The organism is Blautia massiliensis (ex Durand et al. 2017), assembly GCF_001487165.1.
Taxonomy (GTDB): domain Bacteria; phylum Bacillota; class Clostridia; order Lachnospirales; family Lachnospiraceae; genus Blautia_A; species Blautia_A fusiformis.
The window spans coordinates 2101848-2117873 of sequence record NZ_LN913006.1 but is presented as its reverse complement, the minus strand read 5'-3'; the positions used below and the strand labels follow the sequence as shown (position 1 = coordinate 2117873).

At 46.2% G+C, this 16026-nt stretch carries 16 protein-coding genes and 1 pseudogene; 13 read left to right on the top strand and 4 right to left on the bottom strand.

The window, feature by feature from the left end:
• Positions 1-245: 245 nt before the first annotated feature.
• Complete coding sequence (locus BN3261_RS10750; RefSeq protein WP_021652764.1) at positions 246-1370, top strand: aldo/keto reductase; 1125 nt, start codon at positions 246-248, stop codon at positions 1368-1370.
• Positions 1371-1419: 49 nt separating this feature from the next.
• Positions 1420-2511 (top strand): PTS sugar transporter subunit IIC, encoded by a 1092-nt coding sequence (locus tag BN3261_RS10745; protein ID WP_015525523.1) that lies wholly within the window; start codon positions 1420-1422, stop codon positions 2509-2511.
• Positions 2512-2602: 91 nt separating this feature from the next.
• Here the strand turns inward: BN3261_RS10745 and BN3261_RS10740 are convergent, their stop codons facing one another.
• Entirely contained in the window at positions 2603-3694 is a 1092-nt protein-coding gene (locus BN3261_RS10740; RefSeq protein ID WP_059086226.1) for a DnaJ C-terminal domain-containing protein, read from the bottom strand.
• 365 nt (positions 3695-4059) lie between these two features.
• On the opposite strand from BN3261_RS10740, the gene BN3261_RS10735 reads away from it, so the two are divergent.
• On the top strand, positions 4060-5013 hold the full coding sequence (locus BN3261_RS10735; RefSeq protein WP_059086225.1) for an SH3 domain-containing protein: 954 nt from the start codon (positions 4060-4062) through the stop codon (positions 5011-5013).
• 77 nt (positions 5014-5090) lie between these two features.
• Positions 5091-6002 carry a LysR family transcriptional regulator gene (locus tag BN3261_RS10730; RefSeq protein ID WP_015525527.1) on the top strand — a complete coding sequence of 304 codons (912 nt, stop codon included), beginning with the start codon at positions 5091-5093 and terminating at the stop codon, positions 6000-6002.
• A gap of 184 nt (positions 6003-6186) precedes the next feature.
• Here the strand turns inward: BN3261_RS10730 and BN3261_RS10725 are convergent, their stop codons facing one another.
• Positions 6187-6705, bottom strand: coding sequence for a nitroreductase family protein (locus tag BN3261_RS10725; protein WP_015525528.1), 519 nt, complete (start codon positions 6703-6705; stop codon positions 6187-6189).
• Between the two features lie 249 nt (positions 6706-6954).
• Here BN3261_RS10725 and BN3261_RS10720 point away from each other — a divergent pair, with 249 nt between their 5' ends.
• Positions 6955-7227: an acylphosphatase gene (locus BN3261_RS10720; protein ID WP_015525529.1), complete on the top strand. Its 273-nt coding sequence runs from the start codon at positions 6955-6957 to the stop codon at positions 7225-7227.
• A 13-nt stretch (positions 7228-7240) separates the two neighbouring features.
• Here BN3261_RS10720 and BN3261_RS18280 read toward each other — a convergent pair whose 3' ends face one another.
• Complete coding sequence (locus BN3261_RS18280; RefSeq protein ID WP_255363779.1) at positions 7241-7393, bottom strand: helix-turn-helix domain-containing protein; 153 nt, start codon at positions 7391-7393, stop codon at positions 7241-7243.
• A gap of 201 nt (positions 7394-7594) precedes the next feature.
• Here BN3261_RS18280 and BN3261_RS10715 point away from each other — a divergent pair, with 201 nt between their 5' ends.
• Complete coding sequence (locus BN3261_RS10715) at positions 7595-8725, top strand: glycerate kinase family protein (protein ID WP_015525530.1); 1131 nt, start codon at positions 7595-7597, stop codon at positions 8723-8725.
• 222 nt (positions 8726-8947) lie between these two features.
• Here BN3261_RS10715 and BN3261_RS10710 read toward each other — a convergent pair whose 3' ends face one another.
• The gene (locus BN3261_RS10710) at positions 8948-10741 is read right to left on the bottom strand and encodes a flavin reductase (RefSeq protein ID WP_015525532.1); all 1794 of its coding nucleotides are present in this window, start codon (positions 10739-10741) and stop codon (positions 8948-8950) included.
• 291 nt (positions 10742-11032) lie between these two features.
• On the opposite strand from BN3261_RS10710, the gene BN3261_RS10705 reads away from it, so the two are divergent.
• The 7 genes and pseudogenes from BN3261_RS10705 to fabD all read left to right on the top strand — a co-directional run bounded on the left by BN3261_RS10705 (position 11033) and on the right by fabD (position 15934).
• Positions 11033-11671, top strand: coding sequence for a Crp/Fnr family transcriptional regulator (locus BN3261_RS10705; protein WP_022427177.1), 639 nt, complete (start codon positions 11033-11035; stop codon positions 11669-11671).
• A 10-nt stretch (positions 11672-11681) separates the two neighbouring features.
• Positions 11682-11783 (top strand): annotated as a pseudogene (locus tag BN3261_RS17320) (GNAT family N-acetyltransferase); the annotation flags it as partial.
• Between the two features lie 23 nt (positions 11784-11806).
• Complete coding sequence (locus BN3261_RS10700; RefSeq protein WP_015525535.1) at positions 11807-12373, top strand: tRNA 5-(aminomethyl)-2-thiouridylate-methyltransferase MnmM; 567 nt, start codon at positions 11807-11809, stop codon at positions 12371-12373.
• 55 nt (positions 12374-12428) lie between these two features.
• Entirely contained in the window at positions 12429-12701 is a 273-nt protein-coding gene (locus BN3261_RS10695) for a DUF1294 domain-containing protein (protein ID WP_015525536.1), read from the top strand.
• A 277-nt stretch (positions 12702-12978) separates the two neighbouring features.
• On the top strand, positions 12979-13944 hold the full coding sequence (locus BN3261_RS10690) for a beta-ketoacyl-ACP synthase III (RefSeq protein ID WP_015525537.1): 966 nt from the start codon (positions 12979-12981) through the stop codon (positions 13942-13944).
• Between the two features lie 121 nt (positions 13945-14065).
• A complete protein-coding gene (fabK, locus tag BN3261_RS10685; RefSeq protein ID WP_015525538.1) occupies positions 14066-15010 on the top strand; it encodes an enoyl-[acyl-carrier-protein] reductase FabK in 945 nt (314 codons plus the stop codon).
• Between the two features lie 3 nt (positions 15011-15013).
• The gene (gene fabD, locus BN3261_RS10680) at positions 15014-15934 is read left to right on the top strand and encodes an ACP S-malonyltransferase (protein ID WP_015525539.1); all 921 of its coding nucleotides are present in this window, start codon (positions 15014-15016) and stop codon (positions 15932-15934) included.
• The last annotated feature ends 92 nt before the right edge of the window (positions 15935-16026 follow it).

Below are 16026 nucleotides of genomic sequence, written 5' to 3'. Positions count from 1 at the left end.
AAACGTGTGGCAGCTGTTTTTCTGTTTTCTGCAAAAATTCAGACGTAATGCAGGCATTGTCTTGACACTTGTAAAAGAAAAAGGTTTACCACCAGGAAAAATATCGTTATAATAGGAGAAACGCAGTTTCTCTGCGGCAAAAATATAACGGTCCGGGAGATATCTGTGTCAGAAATATTGCTTATCCGGTGATATATCAGATGATATGAGGAATTTTCCGGTATGTAATAAGAAGGGAGAAAGATATGGCATATTTAGGTGAAGAGATCAAAAAACTTGGTTTTGGCCTTATGAGACTTCCGCAGAAATCAGAAGGTGTGATCGATGTGGAGCAGACCAAAGTTATGGTGGACAAATTTATGGAAGCCGGATTTACATATTTTGATACAGCATGGGCTTATGCAGGAAGCGAAGATGCTATCCGCGAAGCGCTGGTAGAGCGTTATCCGAGAGAAAAATATCAGTTAGCCACCAAGATGGCAGCCTGGATCAACTGCAAGACAAGAGATGAAGCTCTTGCACAGTTTAAAACATCTCTGGAGAGAACAAAGGCAGGATATTTCGACTTTTATCTTCTCCACAATCTTGGAGAGCACAGAACAAAATATTTTGATGAGTACGGTTTATGGGACTGGATCCATGAACAGAAGGAAGCCGGTCTGATCAGACATGCAGGATTTTCGTTCCACTCCACACCGGAGGAGCTGGATGCACTTCTCACTGCACATCCGGAAATGGAATTTGTACAGCTGCAGATCAATTACGCAGACTGGGAAAATCCGGTGATCCAGTCAAGAGCCTGCTACGAGGTAGCCAGAAAACATGGAAAACCCGTCATTATCATGGAACCTGTAAAAGGCGGCATGCTTGCAACTCCGCCGGAAGCAGTGGAAAAGCTTCTGAAGGAAGCAGAGCCGGAAGCATCCACAGCATCCTGGGCGATCCGTTTTGCGGCAAATCTGGAAGGCGTGATCACCGTACTTTCCGGAATGAGCAATGTTGCACAGATGGAGGATAACCTTTCCTTTATGAAGGATTTCAATGGCCTTACTGACAGTGAGAAGGAGACTCTTGATAAGGCAAGAGAGGCTATGAGCAAAATTCCTCTGATCCCATGTACAACCTGTAACTACTGTGCAAAGGTCTGTCCGATGGAAATTGGAATTTCCGGTTCTTTTACAGCAATGAATTATCTGACATTGTACGGAAATAAAGCCGCCGCAGCGCATCAGGAAGACTGGCTGGTAGTCAGTCATGGCAGAAAGCGTGCAGATGAATGTATAAAATGCGGACAGTGTGAGGAAGTATGTCCGCAGCATATTTCCATCCGCGAGGAACTTGAGAAAGTAAGCGAGGCTTTTTGCAAATAAAGGAACTGATCCGGCAGGAAGCGGATCAGGGTAAGGAGAGAGTTTAAAAATGGAAAAATTCAAAGCATTTCTAAAACGGAAGGATATTGAGATCTCTCTGAAGAGATATGGTATCGATGCACTGGGAGCTATGGCACAGGGACTTTTCTGTTCCCTGCTGATCGGTACGATCATCAACACCATTGGCACACAGTTTCACATTCCGTTTCTGACTATGGCAGTTGCCACAGTCAATGATACCCAGTATACAGTAGGTTCTCTGGCATCTGCCATGAGCGGCCCTGCCATGGCAGTAGCCATCGGTTACGCCTTGCATTGCCCGCCGCTGGTATTGTTTTCGCTGATCACCGTTGGATTTGCCTCCAACGCACTTGGCGGAGCAGGCGGTCCTCTGGCTGTACTGTTTGTTGCCATTGTTGCAGCTGAGATCGGTAAGGCAGTTTCAAAGGAAACAAAGATCGATATCCTTGTAACGCCTCTTGTAACCATCGGTGTGGGCGTAGGTCTTTCCGCATGGTGGGCACCGGCTCTTGGAAAAGCTGCCATGAAGGTAGGAAGCGTGATCATGTGGGCAACAGATCTGCAGCCATTCTTTATGGGAATCTTGGTTTCTGTATTTGTTGGAATCGCACTAACGCTGCCGATCTCTTCTGCTGCGATCTGCGCGGCTCTGGGACTTACCGGACTGGCAGGCGGCGCTGCAGTAGCGGGCTGCTGTGCGCAGATGGTAGGTTTTGCGGTCATGTCCTTCAGGGAAAACAAATGGGGTGGTCTTGTCTCTCAGGGAATTGGAACTTCCATGCTCCAGATGGGTAATATTGTCAGAAATCCAAGGATCTGGATCGCTCCGATCGTAACATCTGCTATCACAGGACCTATTGCAACCTGCTTGTTCAGGCTTCAGATGAACGGAACTGCTGTATCCTCAGGAATGGGTACTTGCGGTTTTGTAGGTCAGATCGGTGTGTATACAGGATGGATGAATGATATTGCAGAAGGAACCAAGACAGCTGTTACAGCTATGGACTGGGCAGGACTTTTCCTGATCTCTTTTATTCTCCCGGCAGTTCTCTGCCCGTTGATCAATATGTTTGTACGTAAGCTCGGATGGGTGAAAGATGGAGATATGACGCTGTCATAAGCTATATCAGATCTTACTTTAAAATCAAAAAAGAGTATCACAGGAACTCATTGATAGTGATGAGCTTTGTGATACTCTTTTATTTTAACTTTTATGCTACATGTGATCCGGTGGCATTACTCCGTTCCAGTCCACAGGCCTTTGCATATTCATGGAGTTTCTCTTTTGCGGAATAATTCAGATTCTGAGGAACTTGGATCTGAATGGTTACATACTGATCACCGCGGACGGAAGGGTTCTTCATGGAAACAATGCCTTTTCCTCTCAGGCGGATCTTGGAACCGGACTGCATACCTTCCCTGATCTTACAGATAACATTTCCGTAAAGGGTGGGAACGGTGGCTTCACCGCCGAAAACAGCGGTTGTGTAAGGAATAGAAATGGTGGTATAAACATCCGATCCCTTTCGTTCATAGCCAGGACGTGTTCCTACGGTAACCTTCAGAAGAAGGTCACCAGGCTCACCGCCGCCGGTTCCGGGCATGCCTTTTCCTTTCAGACGGATACTCTTGCCGGTATCAATACCTGCCGGAATATGAATCTGAAGTGTCTGCGGTGCACCGGAGCTTCCGTCCGGACCGGACAGAGAGATCCTTTTATCTGCACCAAAAGCTGCCTCATCAAAGGTAACGTTGATGCTGGCCTTCACATCAGAGCCTTTTTGCGGAAAATCCTGTTGATGGAATCCGCCGAAGCCGTTGCCACTGTGAAAGCCACTTCCGCCAAATCCACTGTGAAAGCCGCCACCGTTACCGGTGAAATGCTCATATGTGCCATTGCTGCCGAAACCGCGGCTTTCGCCGTGACTGCCGTGGAACATATTTCCGAAGATATCACCAAAAATATCGTCCATATTTTCACCGTTAAAATGAAATTCCTGATAGCTGCCATTGCCGCCACCCTGGAATCCGCCGAATCCACCGGCACCTGCGCCGGCTCCAGGATCAGCTCCTGCTTCAAATGCGGCATGACCAAACTGATCATACATTTTTTTCTTCTTTGGATCACTTAAGACATCGTAGGCTTCGTTTACTTCTTTAAATTTATCTGCGGCATCTGCATTACCGGCGTTTGTATCCGGATGATATTTTTTGGCCAGTTTACGATAGGCTTTTTTTATTGTTTTTTCATCTGCGTTCCGGTCAATGCCCAGAACATCGTAATAATCTCTTTTTACTGCCATGGTATTCACCTTCCCTTATATTATAGTCTGCAGCGTCCCGGATGATCGATCTGTCCTCTCAGAGGACAGATCTCCCGGACTGTCATATATTGAACGTATGCGTATAAAATTCCCCGGGAAAAATCCCGGGGGCATTACTTTTATCCTGTTCTATATGTAATATAACACTGCTAATTAAAAGTGTCAATACCTGCATTGTGGAAAAGAACATTTTGGACTGCAATAAGAGATGTGATTCTTACAGCTATCAGCTGAAAATATGATATAATACTACCATAAATTCCGGTGCGGTCTGCTCAGTAAATAAAAAACAGAGAGAGCCGCAGATCAGAGAAAGATCCAAAAAAGAAAAGGAGGCGTATAATATGAGAAAAAGAACTCTTCTGTCCCATATAAAGGCAGTAAAAAGGCTGGTACTTCTGACACTTATACTGGCAGCAGCTTTTCCGGCGACGATCCGGGAGGCAAAGGCAGCAGCAGGAACCACTTTTAAAGTCAAAGTCACAGATGGATACCTGGCTCTCCGGAGTGAGAAGGCTTTTGACAAAGGCAATGAGATCGGACAGCTGAATACAGGAGATCTTGTGGAAGTTACAAATCGGAAGGACGCTACCTACTGGTATGCATACGTGCCAAGACTGGATAAATCCGGATATCTGGACAAAAACTATATCCAGATAGTAGAGAACGCCACAGCTTCCAACGATTCCTGGACAGTAAAGGTAAAAAAAGGCTATCTGGCTCTTCGAAGTACCGCAGCTTACAATGACAGTAACGAGATCGGACGTCTGAATACCGGAGATGTCGTTCTTGTAAAGGACAGCAGTGATTCTACTTACTGGTACGTATATGCTCCGGGGCTTGATAAATCCGGATATGTGGATAACCGGTATATTTACAACAGTGGTCTGTGGACAGTTAAAGTAGAAACTGGTTATCTTGCCCTTCGCAATAAGGCAGCCTATAATGAAAGCAATGAGATCGGACAGCTGAATACCGGTGACACGGTTCAGGTGAAGGACACCAGCAACGATCAGTACTGGTATGTATATGTTCCGCAGCTGGATAAGACCGGTTATGTTGACAGGAACTATCTTACCGGAGGCTCAGGTACGACAACTCCATCCATGACTGTTAAAGTGGAAAGCGGCTATCTGGCTCTGCGCAGTACAAAGGCGTATGACAAGGACAATGAGATCGCCCAGCTGAATAACGGAGATACGGTAGAAGTCATTGAGAAGAAAGACAGTACTTACTGGTATGTATATGTTCCGAAGCTTGGAAAAGAAGGATATGTAGATAAGAACTACCTTAAATAAAAAGATAAAGGATGCTTGTTGCCGGATCTGCCTGAAGAGGAACAGAAAGCCGGAACAAGAAACGGGGAGGCAGAAAGATGACTCTGGCACAGCTCAGATATACCATAGCAATTGCAAAAGCCGGATCTATGAACGAGGCAGCAAAAAGCCTTTATATTTCTCAGCCCAGTCTTTCCACGGCAATCCGGGAGCTGGAAGCAGAAACCGGTGTTGAGATCTTCCGAAGAACGAACCGAGGAATCGCCGTAACGCCTGCAGGCGAAGAATTTCTGGGGTATGCAAGGCAGGTGGTGGAACAGTACGAACTGATGGAAGCCAAATATATTTCCAAGGAACAGTCACGCAAAAAATTCAGTGTTTCCATGCAGCATTATACCTTTGCAGTTAATGCCTTTGTGGAGCTGGTAAAGCAATTCGGCATGGATGAGTACGAATTTGCGGTCCACGAGACCAAGACGCATCAGGTCATCGAGGATGTCCGTAATTTCAAGAGTGAGATCGGGATCCTCTACGTAAATGATTTTAACCGTAAGGTACTTACAAAAATGTTTCACGAGTATGGTCTGGAGTTTCACGAACTTCTCAACTGTCGGATCTACGTTTATATGTGGAAGGGGCATCCTCTGGCGAAGCGTGAGAAGATCACGCTGGAAGAACTGAAGGAATATCCGTGTCTGTCCTTTGAACAGGGAGGAAATAACTCTTTTTATTTTGCTGAGGAGGTTTTGAGCACCTATGAATACAAACGGCTGATCAAAGCCGATGACAGGGCTACTATGCTGAACCTGATGGTAGGACTGAATGGATATACCTTATGCTCCGGTATTATCTGTGAGGATCTTAATGGTTCCGATTACTGTGCTGTGAAGCTGGATTCCGATGAGATCATGACAATCGGTTATGTTGCCAGAAAGGGTGTTAACATCAGTGCCCTTGGGAAAAAATATCTGGAGGAGATTTCTAGATATAAGGATAAAGCACTGAAATAAGAGAAAATAAAATCTGACAGATCACTGCCGGAGAAGACGGGAAAAGCTTCTGGTATTTATGATACCGGAGGGTTGTTTCCCTGTGTATTCTCAGATACGTAGCGATGCGTATCATGCAGGAATCTGTCAGATCTTTATTTACATTAAAAGTTTTTGGCAGTGGAAATTTTATTCTGCAAGCCGATCACACACGGATCACAAAACCATCTTTACGCGGTTTGGCTGTTGGATACTCACAGTCACGGTATCCAAGAACACAGTGGCCCACGCCGATATATTCCTCCGGAACACCCCACTGCTTCTTCAGCTCTTTTCCTTCCTCGGAGTCAAAAACTTCTCTTGCACGGTGAATCCAGCAGGAGTCCACGCCGAGAGCATGTGCGGCATTCATGAGATTTCCCATCACAAGACTTCCGTTTTCCACACAGGTGCCCATTTTGCTGTCGGAAAAGACAATGATCACAGTTGGGGCGCCGTAGAACGGATCTGAGGTGCTGCCCATAACAGCTGCGTTCATTTTGGAAAGCCTTGCAACCAGCTCCGGATCCTGTGTCACTACCATAAGAGTGCTCTGCTGTCCCATGCCGCTGGGGGAATATTCTCCCGCCTCCAGGATCGTATCCAGAGTTTCTTTCGGAACAAGCTCTTTTTTGTAGGCGCGGATGCTTCTGCGTTCTAACAGGTTTTTGATGCTTTCATTCATGATCATTACCTCCTGATGTTAAATTTTGTTGAAAATATTTTCTGCAAAAGAAAGTAAATTTCTTTTTATTCTGATAAAAACCATTATAACGCAGATGATTATAGTTTCCAATAGATAGAAGGATATAACTTTACAATTTATAAAGAAATATTATATAATCTGGTTATGATATTCCTGCGGCGGATGCGGGAGAATTTCGGGTGGAGATACAGAGACAGAATAGTTAAGACAGAAAATATGAGGTGCCAGATGGAAAAGATTCGGAAACATTTTTATTTTTCAGGAAGAGTACAGGGAGTAGGCTTTCGTTACCGCTCCTATTATATTGCACAGTCCATGGGACTGACCGGCTGGGTACGGAATCTCTGGGATGATCGTGTGGAAATGGAAGTACAGGGAACCAGAGAAGAAATCCGGGAGATGGTAGAACGCCTTTCTCAGCAGAGCTTTGTGGAGATCGAGGGGATTGAAGCAAGGGAAATCCCACTGGAGGAGGAGTTTGGCTTTCATGTGAGAGAATAGTGAAATAGCCGGTTCATTCCAGCTCCAGTGCCAGATACAACAGAACAGCGTCCCGGAATTTTCGGGGATTGAGACCACATTTTTTATAAATGTGGTTTAATTTATATTGAAGAGTATTTTTGTGGAGAAAAAGCTTCTCTGCGGCATCAGCCAGAGACATTTCCAGGGAAAAATAAGTTCACAGAAGGTTCTTTTCATCCGGGGACAGCTGATAACCAAACAGCAGAACAGTTATTTGGCTGCAGAGCTGCGCAGAAAATATCCGCCTGACACGTAAATGAACATTTCACGTTTCCGGTACACGGAATGATAGAACGGAGAGTACGGATATCAGCTTTACATAAAAATCATACAGGAGGAAAATAAAATGAAGGTAGTAACAGCGATCGATTCTTTTAAGGGCAGTATGACATCCATGGAGGCAGGTTTTGCAGCTGCTGAAGGTATCCATCGTGTGGATGCGGACGCAGAAGTTCAGGTAAGACCACTGGCAGACGGTGGAGAGGGAACCGTGGAAGCCCTTGTCGCAGGAATGAACGGAAAAACAGAGCACGTAAAGGTTACGGGGCCTCTTGGCGAGCCGGTGATCTGTGAGTATGGCATCATCGAAAGCACAAAGACCGCAGTGATCGAAATGGCTGGTGCAGCAGGGATCACGCAGGTGCCGGACGAAAAAAGAAATCCTCTTTATACCACAACCTACGGTGTCGGTGAGGTGATCAAGGACGCCATCGAAAAAGGCTGCCGCAGATTTATTGTGGGTATCGGCGGAAGCGCCACCAATGACGGTGGTGTGGGAATGCTTCAGGCACTTGGCTATGCATTTCTGGATAAAGACGGAAAGCAGGTCCTTCCGGGAGCAAGAGGCCTGAAAGACATCACAGAGATCACAGATGCCTATGTGATCCCGGAGCTTGCAGAATGTAAATTTCGTGTTGCCTGCGATGTCACAAATCCTCTTTGCGGAGAGCTTGGATGCAGTGCCATCTACGGACCGCAGAAGGGTGCTACACCGGAGATGATCCAGGACATGGATCAGTGGCTGGGTGCTTACGCAGAGCTTGCAAAGGAGCGTTTTCCGAAAGCAGATGCAAAGTATCCGGGAACAGGTGCTGCCGGCGGAATGGGATTTGCATTCCTGACCTTTACCGATGCAGTTCTGGAATCCGGGATCAACATCGTGCTGGATGAGACAAAACTTGAGGACTACATCAAAGACGCGGATCTTGTGATCACAGGTGAGGGACGTATGGATGGACAGACAGCCATGGGAAAAGCGCCGGTAGGTGTTGCAAAGCTTGCAAAGAAATATGGCAAAAAAGTGATCGCCTTTGCAGGTGCCGTACAGCGTGACGCAAGAGCCTGCAACGATGCAGGGATTGATGCCTTTTTCCCGATCCTCCGCGGAGTGGTAACTCTGGAGGAGGCCATGAAAAATGAGAATGCCAAGCAGAATCTGGCAGATACTGCAGAGCAGGTTATCAGACTGATGAAATAAATAAAAGGCATATGATCCGTAAATTTCAGGATTCCTGCAGAAATACAGAGCGTGAGTGTCTGATCTGCTGTAAGAATAAATTTGGTGAAAGACGTTGAGAAGACATTGGATGATAATACAAAAAAGACAGGCCACCTCAGAAGCCTGTCTTTTTTGTGGTTTATAATTTGTAAAAATAAGGGAGCTGTAACCGGATTAAATCAATTTATGGGGATTTCAGTCTTATCCTTCGATCGGCTCAAAATCCACAGCGCCATGCTTGCACAGCGGGCAGATGATATCTTCCGGAAGTTCATCGCCTTCATAGATGTATCCGCAGACTTTGCATACCCAGCCTTTTTTGCCTTCGGTCTGTGGCTTTGGCTTTACATGTTTCTGGTAGTAGGTGTAAGTCATGGTATCCTGATCGCTCATGACACGGGCCTCTGTGACGCTGCAGATGAACATTCCGTGAGTGCCGAGATCCACATAGTTTTCTACATTCAGGGACATGAAAGCATTGATATATTTGTCCAGGAATACCAGGCCGTTGTCGGAGTGGTTTACTTTCTGTCCGGCAAATTTATCGGTGTTTCTGCCGGACTGGAAGCCGAACTGCTCAAAAACAGAGAACGGAGCATCTGTGGACAGGCAGTTTACGTTCATGATACCGGTCTGCTGGATCACGTGGTGAGAGTAGTTTGCCTTGTTGATGTTGACAGCCACGCGATATGGGTTGTCGGTAAGCTGTGTAACGGTATTGACGATCAGACCGTTGTCCTTTTTGCCATCGTTGGAGGTTACCACATAGAGGCCGTAACCGATGCGGAACAGAGCAGTCATATCATTCTTGTTGGCAAGATCATCGCTTTTTGCAATGTATTCCTGGCAGAGCTCATCAGCCATAGCTTCCATCTGCCTGCGGTTTTCTTCATTTACTGCAGACATGATCTTAACTGTGGTATTCAGCCAGCTGATCTTTTTGCATTTGGAAAGCATTTCTTTCATAACCTTCGCTGCCAGCGGTGCCCAGGTTCCGTTTTCAATCAGTCCTACCGTGCGGTTCTGGAAGTTGTGCTCTGTCAGACGGGTAATAAAGTCGTTCATAAACGGATAGATGCCTGCATTATATGTGGTGGTTGCGAGAACCAGCTTGGAGTAACGGAAAGCATCGCTCAGTGCCTGGGACATATCGTCTCTTGCAAGATCATAGACAACAACGTTTGGACATCCTTTGCTGCGGAATTTATCGGCCAACTGCTGAACGGCCATTTTTGTATGACCGTATACAGAAGTGTAGGCGATCACGATTCCGTCATCCTCCGGTGTGTAGGAAGACCAGGTATCATAGAGGCTAATATAATGTCCAAGATCTTCAGTAAGAACCGGTCCGTGGAGTGGGCAGATGGTCTGGATATCCAGAGCTGCGGCTACTTTCAGAAGATTCTGCACCTGCACACCATATTTTCCAACGATGCCGATATAGTATCTTCTTGCCTCATCGTCCCATGGTTCCTCTGCATCCAGGGCGCCGAATTTTCCGAAGCCGTCTGCGGAAAAAAGAACCTTTTCTGTGCTGTCATAAGTGACCATAACCTCCGGCCAGTGAACCATCGGTGCAAATACAAAAGTCAGATCGTGTTTTCCAAGGGAAAGGGTTCCGCCGTTATCTACGATGATCTGATGACCTTCCAGATCCAGGTCAAAGAAGTTCTGCATCATGGCGAAGGCTTTTTTGTTGGAAACAACGATGGTGTCCGGATAAGCCTTCAGGAAGTTTGCGATGTTGGCTGCGTGATCCGGTTCCATATGCTGTACGATCAGATAATCCGGTTTCCGGTCGCCCAGAACTTTCTGGATATTATCAAGCCATTCGTGAGTAAAATTTGCATCTACCGTATCCATAACCGCAATTTTTTCGTCCAGGATCACATAGGAGTTGTAGGACATGCCGTTCGGCACTTTGTACTGGCCCTCAAAAAGGTCAACCTGATGATCATTAACGCCTACATATTTGATGGTATCTGTGATTTTCATGAGCGATTCCTCTTTTCTTTCTATGGTGGATTTATTTATATGCTTCAGTGATTTGTTTGTTTCTTAACTTTGATAAAAATATAACAGAAATTGATGGCAAAAACTGTTGCAAATACAACAAAACAGGAAAAATTTCCAGACTTTACATTTTTTTCGTGCTGGTATAAAATCAGAAACATGCAGCAAAATAAAATGCGGATAGTTGCTTTGAGAGTCCTCTTACATAGTCTTGTATACAAAGAGGAAAGTACAGATATGCGGAAGAGTATTTTGCCGGTGGGAGGAAAATTTATGGAGCATATCACTTTATTTACGGATATTTTGCCCGAAGAACAGGAAAGAATGCGTGTCTGCTTTAAAGTCCGGGAGAAAGTTTTTCAGAATGGAGAAACCATCATGGAATATTCCAGCTCCATGAAAAAGATCGGTCTGATCCAGGAGGGAAGAGCAGTTCTCTACTGCTGTGACGAGGATGGAAATGAGTATGTCATCGATGAACTGAATAGGGACAGTGTATTTGGCGAACCGTTTCTGCTTCCGTCAGATTCCCAGCATTATTATGTATGTGCTACTACCGTGACGAAGGTGCTGTTTATTGATTATGAGCATGTGATCAAGCGCTGTGAAAATGCCTGTCATCATCACAGCCAGATGGTCAGTAATCTTCTGCAGATGACAGCCCTCCGTTCCAGGCAGCAGACGGATCGGATATACATGCTTTCACGATCCTCCACCAGAAAGAAGCTGATAGCCTATCTGCATTCTCTGGCTGCGGAAAAAAATGCCGGGAAATTCAAGCTGCCCATGTCCTATACCGCACTGGCCCAGTACTTAAGTGTGGACCGTAGTGCCATGATGCGGGAGATCAAAAATCTTTCGGATGAGGGTGTGATCCGAAGAAACGGACGGAATGTGGAGCTGCTTAAATAAAGAAGATCATCATGAGAGACTTGGATTTACCCAGCTTGGCGTGATCCCGAAGGGGTTCCGTATGAAGGATGGACATTATGAGGATATCTGTCCGTATTATCATGAACTGTAAGAGAATTTTGAAAGGATTTTTAAATGAAAAATCTTCAGATCACTGCATACATGCAGCATTTTATACGGCAGCAGGTCATGCCGGGAGACATCTGTATCGATGCAACAATGGGAAATGGCAATGACACGGCTCTGTTAAGCCAGCTTGCAGGAAAAAGAGGACGGGTTCTGGCTTTTGACATTCAGAAGCAGGCACTGGAACATACGAAGGAGCGACTGAAAAGAGATAACTGTCCGGAAAATTATCAGCTTCTTCTGGAGTCTCATGAGAATATGGATGTTTATGCAGAAGAAGAAACCGTGTCCTGCATCACCTTTAATCTGGGATATCTTCCCGGCGGAGACCATTCGGTGGCGACCAGAGCAGACAGCAGCAAAAGAGCGGTAGAAAGCGGACTTAAGCTTCTGAAAAAAGGCGGACTTATGACACTTTGCATTTACAGTGGCGGGGATACGGGATATCAGGAACGGGATGAGATGCTTGCGTTTATCCGTCAGCTGGATCCTCATAAATATCTGGTGATCCTGTCGGAATATGCAAACCGGCCTAATGATCCGCCCATACCGGTGCTGATCATCAAACTGCAATGAATACATAAATCGGTTACTGTCCGAAATACAGGACACAGAGCCGGAGGGAGCTATCATGAATGATTACATATATTATTATCTGCTTGCAGTCAATATCCTGGCCTTTGTGCTTTTCGGAGTTGACAAGCAGAAAGCCCGTCGTAATAAATGGCGGATCCCGGAGAAGACCTTGATCTTAAGTGCTGTCATCGGTGGCAGCGTCGGGGCGATCCTTGGCATGAGATTTTTTCACCACAAAACCCGAAAAGCCAGATTTGCAATTGGTGTACCGGTGATACTGCTGGTGCAGATTGGTGTGGTGTGCCTGGTACAGTGGGTGATGAAGTAAAACTATGAAGGCAATAACTATAAATGCAATAACCATAAATACAATACCTGTCTGAAAAAAATAAGACAGCTGTCACAGGACAGAGGAGAGACCAATACTCCACGCCTGGGGCAGCTGTTATTTTTTTCATAAAAGGATGCTCAAAAATTCCTTCTTGACAAATACTTTTATGATGATATAATTTGATAATCAAAATATTTTAAGATAAAAGATAATTCAGAGAACAGCAGTACAGATTTATACAGACTGATTTAAGACAGATATCATGGAGAAAAATATGACAGGTAAAATATGTGGAACCGGTTCGTGGGCACCGGACAGAGTGTGGGATAACAACGATCTGGCAAAGATGGTGGAAACCAGTGATCAGTGGATTCGGGAAAGAACCGGTGTGGTACAGAGACATATTGCAAAAGAGGACGAAGATACTGTGACGATGGCAGCGGGGGCAGCATTAAAAGCTCTGGAAGACGCAGAAATGAAGGCAGAAGAAATCGATCTGATCCTTGTGGCAACCATTTCTCCAACAGAGATCATGCCCTGTGTGGCATGTGGGGTGCAGGAGCGGCTCGGAGCGGAAAAGGCTACCTGCTTTGATCTGAACGGCGCCTGCACAGGATCTCTTCTGGCACTGAACACTGCGCAGGCATACCTGGCCCAGGGAATATATAGGAATGCCCTTGTGATCGGAGCGGAAAAACTATCCGGTTTAACGGACTGGACAGATCGTGGCACCTGCATTCTTTTCGGGGATGGTGCGGGAGCAGTCGTGCTGAGAGCAGAAGAGGGTGGAAGCTATGCACAGGTAACCCATTCCATTGGAAAAAAAGGCGGTGCACTTACCTTACAGAGCAGAAATCAGATCCGTTATGAAAATGATCCGAAGGCAAAGGAAACTTACATACAGATGAACGGAAAGGAAGTGTTCAGCTTTGCCGTGAGCAAGGTACCGGAGGCTGTGAAGGAGCTTCTTTCCCGAGAGCAGGTTTCCTGTGAAGATATCAGTTATTATCTTCTCCACCAGGCAAATGAGCGGATCATCCGTTCCGCAGCAAGGCGGCTGGGCGAAGACATTTCCAAGTTCCCTATGAATATGGACAGATACGGCAATACTTCTTCCGCAAGTCTTCTTATCCTCCTGGATGAGATGAAAAAAAGTGGAAAACTGCAGCGGGGTGACAGAATGGTCCTTGCAGGCTTCGGCGGCGGACTGACGTACGGAGCAAGCCTGATCGAGTATTAAAGCCCCTGTTAATGAATTGTTAAAATAAGGCTATGTAGTGAATGCGGATGTTTTTATCCGCTTGATCCAAATAAACCGCGGATGCTTTTATCCGCTTGATTTAATTTTCCGGAGGTAAAAGATGAAAACAAGAGTTACAGAATTACTTGGTATTGAATATCCCATCATCCAGGGCGGTATGGCCTGGGTGGCAGATCATCACATTGCGGCAGCAGTATCCGAGGCAGGCGGCCTGGGACTGATCGCAGCGGCAAACGCACCGGCAGAGTGGGTGCGTGAGCAGATCCGTGAGGCGAAAAAACTGACAGATAAGACTTTTGGTGTAAACATCATGCTGATGAGTCCAAGTGCCGATGAGGTTGCGAAGATCGTAGTAGAAGAAGGGATCAAGGTAGTAACAACCGGCGCCGGAAGCCCGGAAAAATACATGGAAGCATGGAAAGCAGCCGGAGTAAAGGTGATCCCGGTTGTTGCATCTGTAGCTCTTGCAAGAAGAATGGAGCGCTGTGGCGCAGATGCAGTGGTAGCAGAGGGAACCGAGTCTGGCGGACATATCGGTGAGACAACCACTATGGCGCTGGTACCGCAGGTCGTGGATGCAGTAAAGATCCCGGTAATTGCAGCAGGTGGAATTGCAGACGGTCGTGGGATCGCGGCAGCCTTCATGCTGGGTGCAGAAGCCGTACAGATGGGAACCCGATTTGTGGCAACAGAGGAATGTCACGTACATGAGAATTACAAACAATTCCTTCTGAAAGCTAGGGATATCGACACAAGAGTAACCGGCCGTACCACAGGTCATCCAGTCCGTACCTTAAGAAACCCTATGACAAAGGAATATCTGGAGAAAGAAGCTGCAGGTGCATCCTTTGAAGAACTGGAAATGCTGACACTTGGTGGCCTCAGGAAGGCTGTTGTTGACGGCGATGTAAAAACCGGAAGCGTTATGTCCGGACAGATCGCAGGTATGGTAAAGGATGTACCGACCTGTAAGGAGCTGATGGCAAGACTGATCAGAGAGACAAAAGAGACTGTAAAGAAAAACAGTTTTCTTGTGGAGGAATAATAAATGGGAAAAACAGCATTCATCTTTCCGGGCCAGGGTGCACAGAAGGCCGGAATGGGAAAAGATTTTTATGAGAAATACGATACAGCAAAGGATGTTTTCGCCTCTGCCGGTGAGTGGCTGGATCTGGATATGAAAGCACTTTGCTTTGAAGAAAATGACAGGCTTGACCTGACTGAATATACACAGGCTGCACTGGTCACTACCTGTCTTGCCATGGAGAAGGTGGTAGAGGAGATGGGACTTCATCCAGATGTAACTGCAGGATTAAGCCTTGGCGAGTACTGCGCTATTGAAGCTGCCGGCGGCATGGAGCTGAAGGATGCTGTTACTACCGTGAGAAAAAGGGGAATCCTTATGGAGCAGGCAGTTCCGGCAGGTAAGGGAAGCATGGCAGCAGTTATGGGAATGGAGACAGAGAAGATCGAGGAAGTGCTTGCAGACATTGCAGATGTAAGCATTGCAAACTACAACTGTCCCGGCCAGATCGTGATCACAGGCCTTGCGGAGGCAGTTGCGGAAGCCTCTGAAAAGCTGAAGGCAGCCGGAGGAAGAAGAGTGATCCCGTTAAATGTCAGCGGACCGTTCCACTCCGCAATGCTTGCCACTGCAGGAAAAGAACTGGGAAAGGTTCTGGAGGGTGTCACACTTCATGAACTTAAAATCCCGTATGTGACAAACGTGACCGCAGAGTATGTGGAAGATCCGGCGGAAACAAAAGCACTTCTGGAAAAACAGATTTCTTCTTCCGTGCGTTGGCAGCAGAGTGTGGAAAATATGATCCGTCAGGGAGTAGATACATTTATTGAGATCGGACCGGGAAGAACCCTTGCCGGATTTATGAGAAAGATCGACAGAAATGTAAAAGTATATAACATCCAGACCGTAGAAGATGCAGAGAAGGTCTGCCAGGAACTGGTATAAATATTGGAAAAAAAGATAAAGAATCAAAAATAAAGCAGGCATAGTGCAGCAGACAGAAATGCCAGGTAACAAATGCGGATCACGGATGACCG

Bases quoted from the DNA above. Each gene is read 5' to 3' on its own strand.
- BN3261_RS10700 (WP_015525535.1), top strand. From the start codon at position 11,807: ATGAAAAATCTTCAGATCACTGCATACATGCAGCATTTTATACGGCAG.
- BN3261_RS10690 (WP_015525537.1), top strand. From the start codon at position 12,979: ATGACAGGTAAAATATGTGGAACCGGTTCGTGGGCACCGGACAGAGTG.
- BN3261_RS10740 (WP_059086226.1), bottom strand. From the start codon at position 3,694: ATGGCAGTAAAAAGAGATTATTACGATGTTCTGGGCATTGACCGGAAC.
- BN3261_RS10725 (WP_015525528.1), bottom strand. From the start codon at position 6,705: ATGAATGAAAGCATCAAAAACCTGTTAGAACGCAGAAGCATCCGCGCC.
- BN3261_RS10705 (WP_022427177.1), top strand. From the start codon at position 11,033: ATGGAGCATATCACTTTATTTACGGATATTTTGCCCGAAGAACAGGAA.
- BN3261_RS10750 (WP_021652764.1), top strand. From the start codon at position 246: ATGGCATATTTAGGTGAAGAGATCAAAAAACTTGGTTTTGGCCTTATG.
- BN3261_RS10735 (WP_059086225.1), top strand. From the start codon at position 4,060: ATGAGAAAAAGAACTCTTCTGTCCCATATAAAGGCAGTAAAAAGGCTG.
- fabK (WP_015525538.1), top strand. From the start codon at position 14,066: ATGAAAACAAGAGTTACAGAATTACTTGGTATTGAATATCCCATCATC.
- BN3261_RS10695 (WP_015525536.1), top strand. From the start codon at position 12,429: ATGAATGATTACATATATTATTATCTGCTTGCAGTCAATATCCTGGCC.
- BN3261_RS10715 (WP_015525530.1), top strand. From the start codon at position 7,595: ATGAAGGTAGTAACAGCGATCGATTCTTTTAAGGGCAGTATGACATCC.
- BN3261_RS10730 (WP_015525527.1), top strand. From the start codon at position 5,091: ATGACTCTGGCACAGCTCAGATATACCATAGCAATTGCAAAAGCCGGA.
- fabD (WP_015525539.1), top strand. From the start codon at position 15,014: ATGGGAAAAACAGCATTCATCTTTCCGGGCCAGGGTGCACAGAAGGCC.
- BN3261_RS10745 (WP_015525523.1), top strand. From the start codon at position 1,420: ATGGAAAAATTCAAAGCATTTCTAAAACGGAAGGATATTGAGATCTCT.
- BN3261_RS10710 (WP_015525532.1), bottom strand. From the start codon at position 10,741: ATGAAAATCACAGATACCATCAAATATGTAGGCGTTAATGATCATCAG.
- BN3261_RS10720 (WP_015525529.1), top strand. From the start codon at position 6,955: ATGGAAAAGATTCGGAAACATTTTTATTTTTCAGGAAGAGTACAGGGA.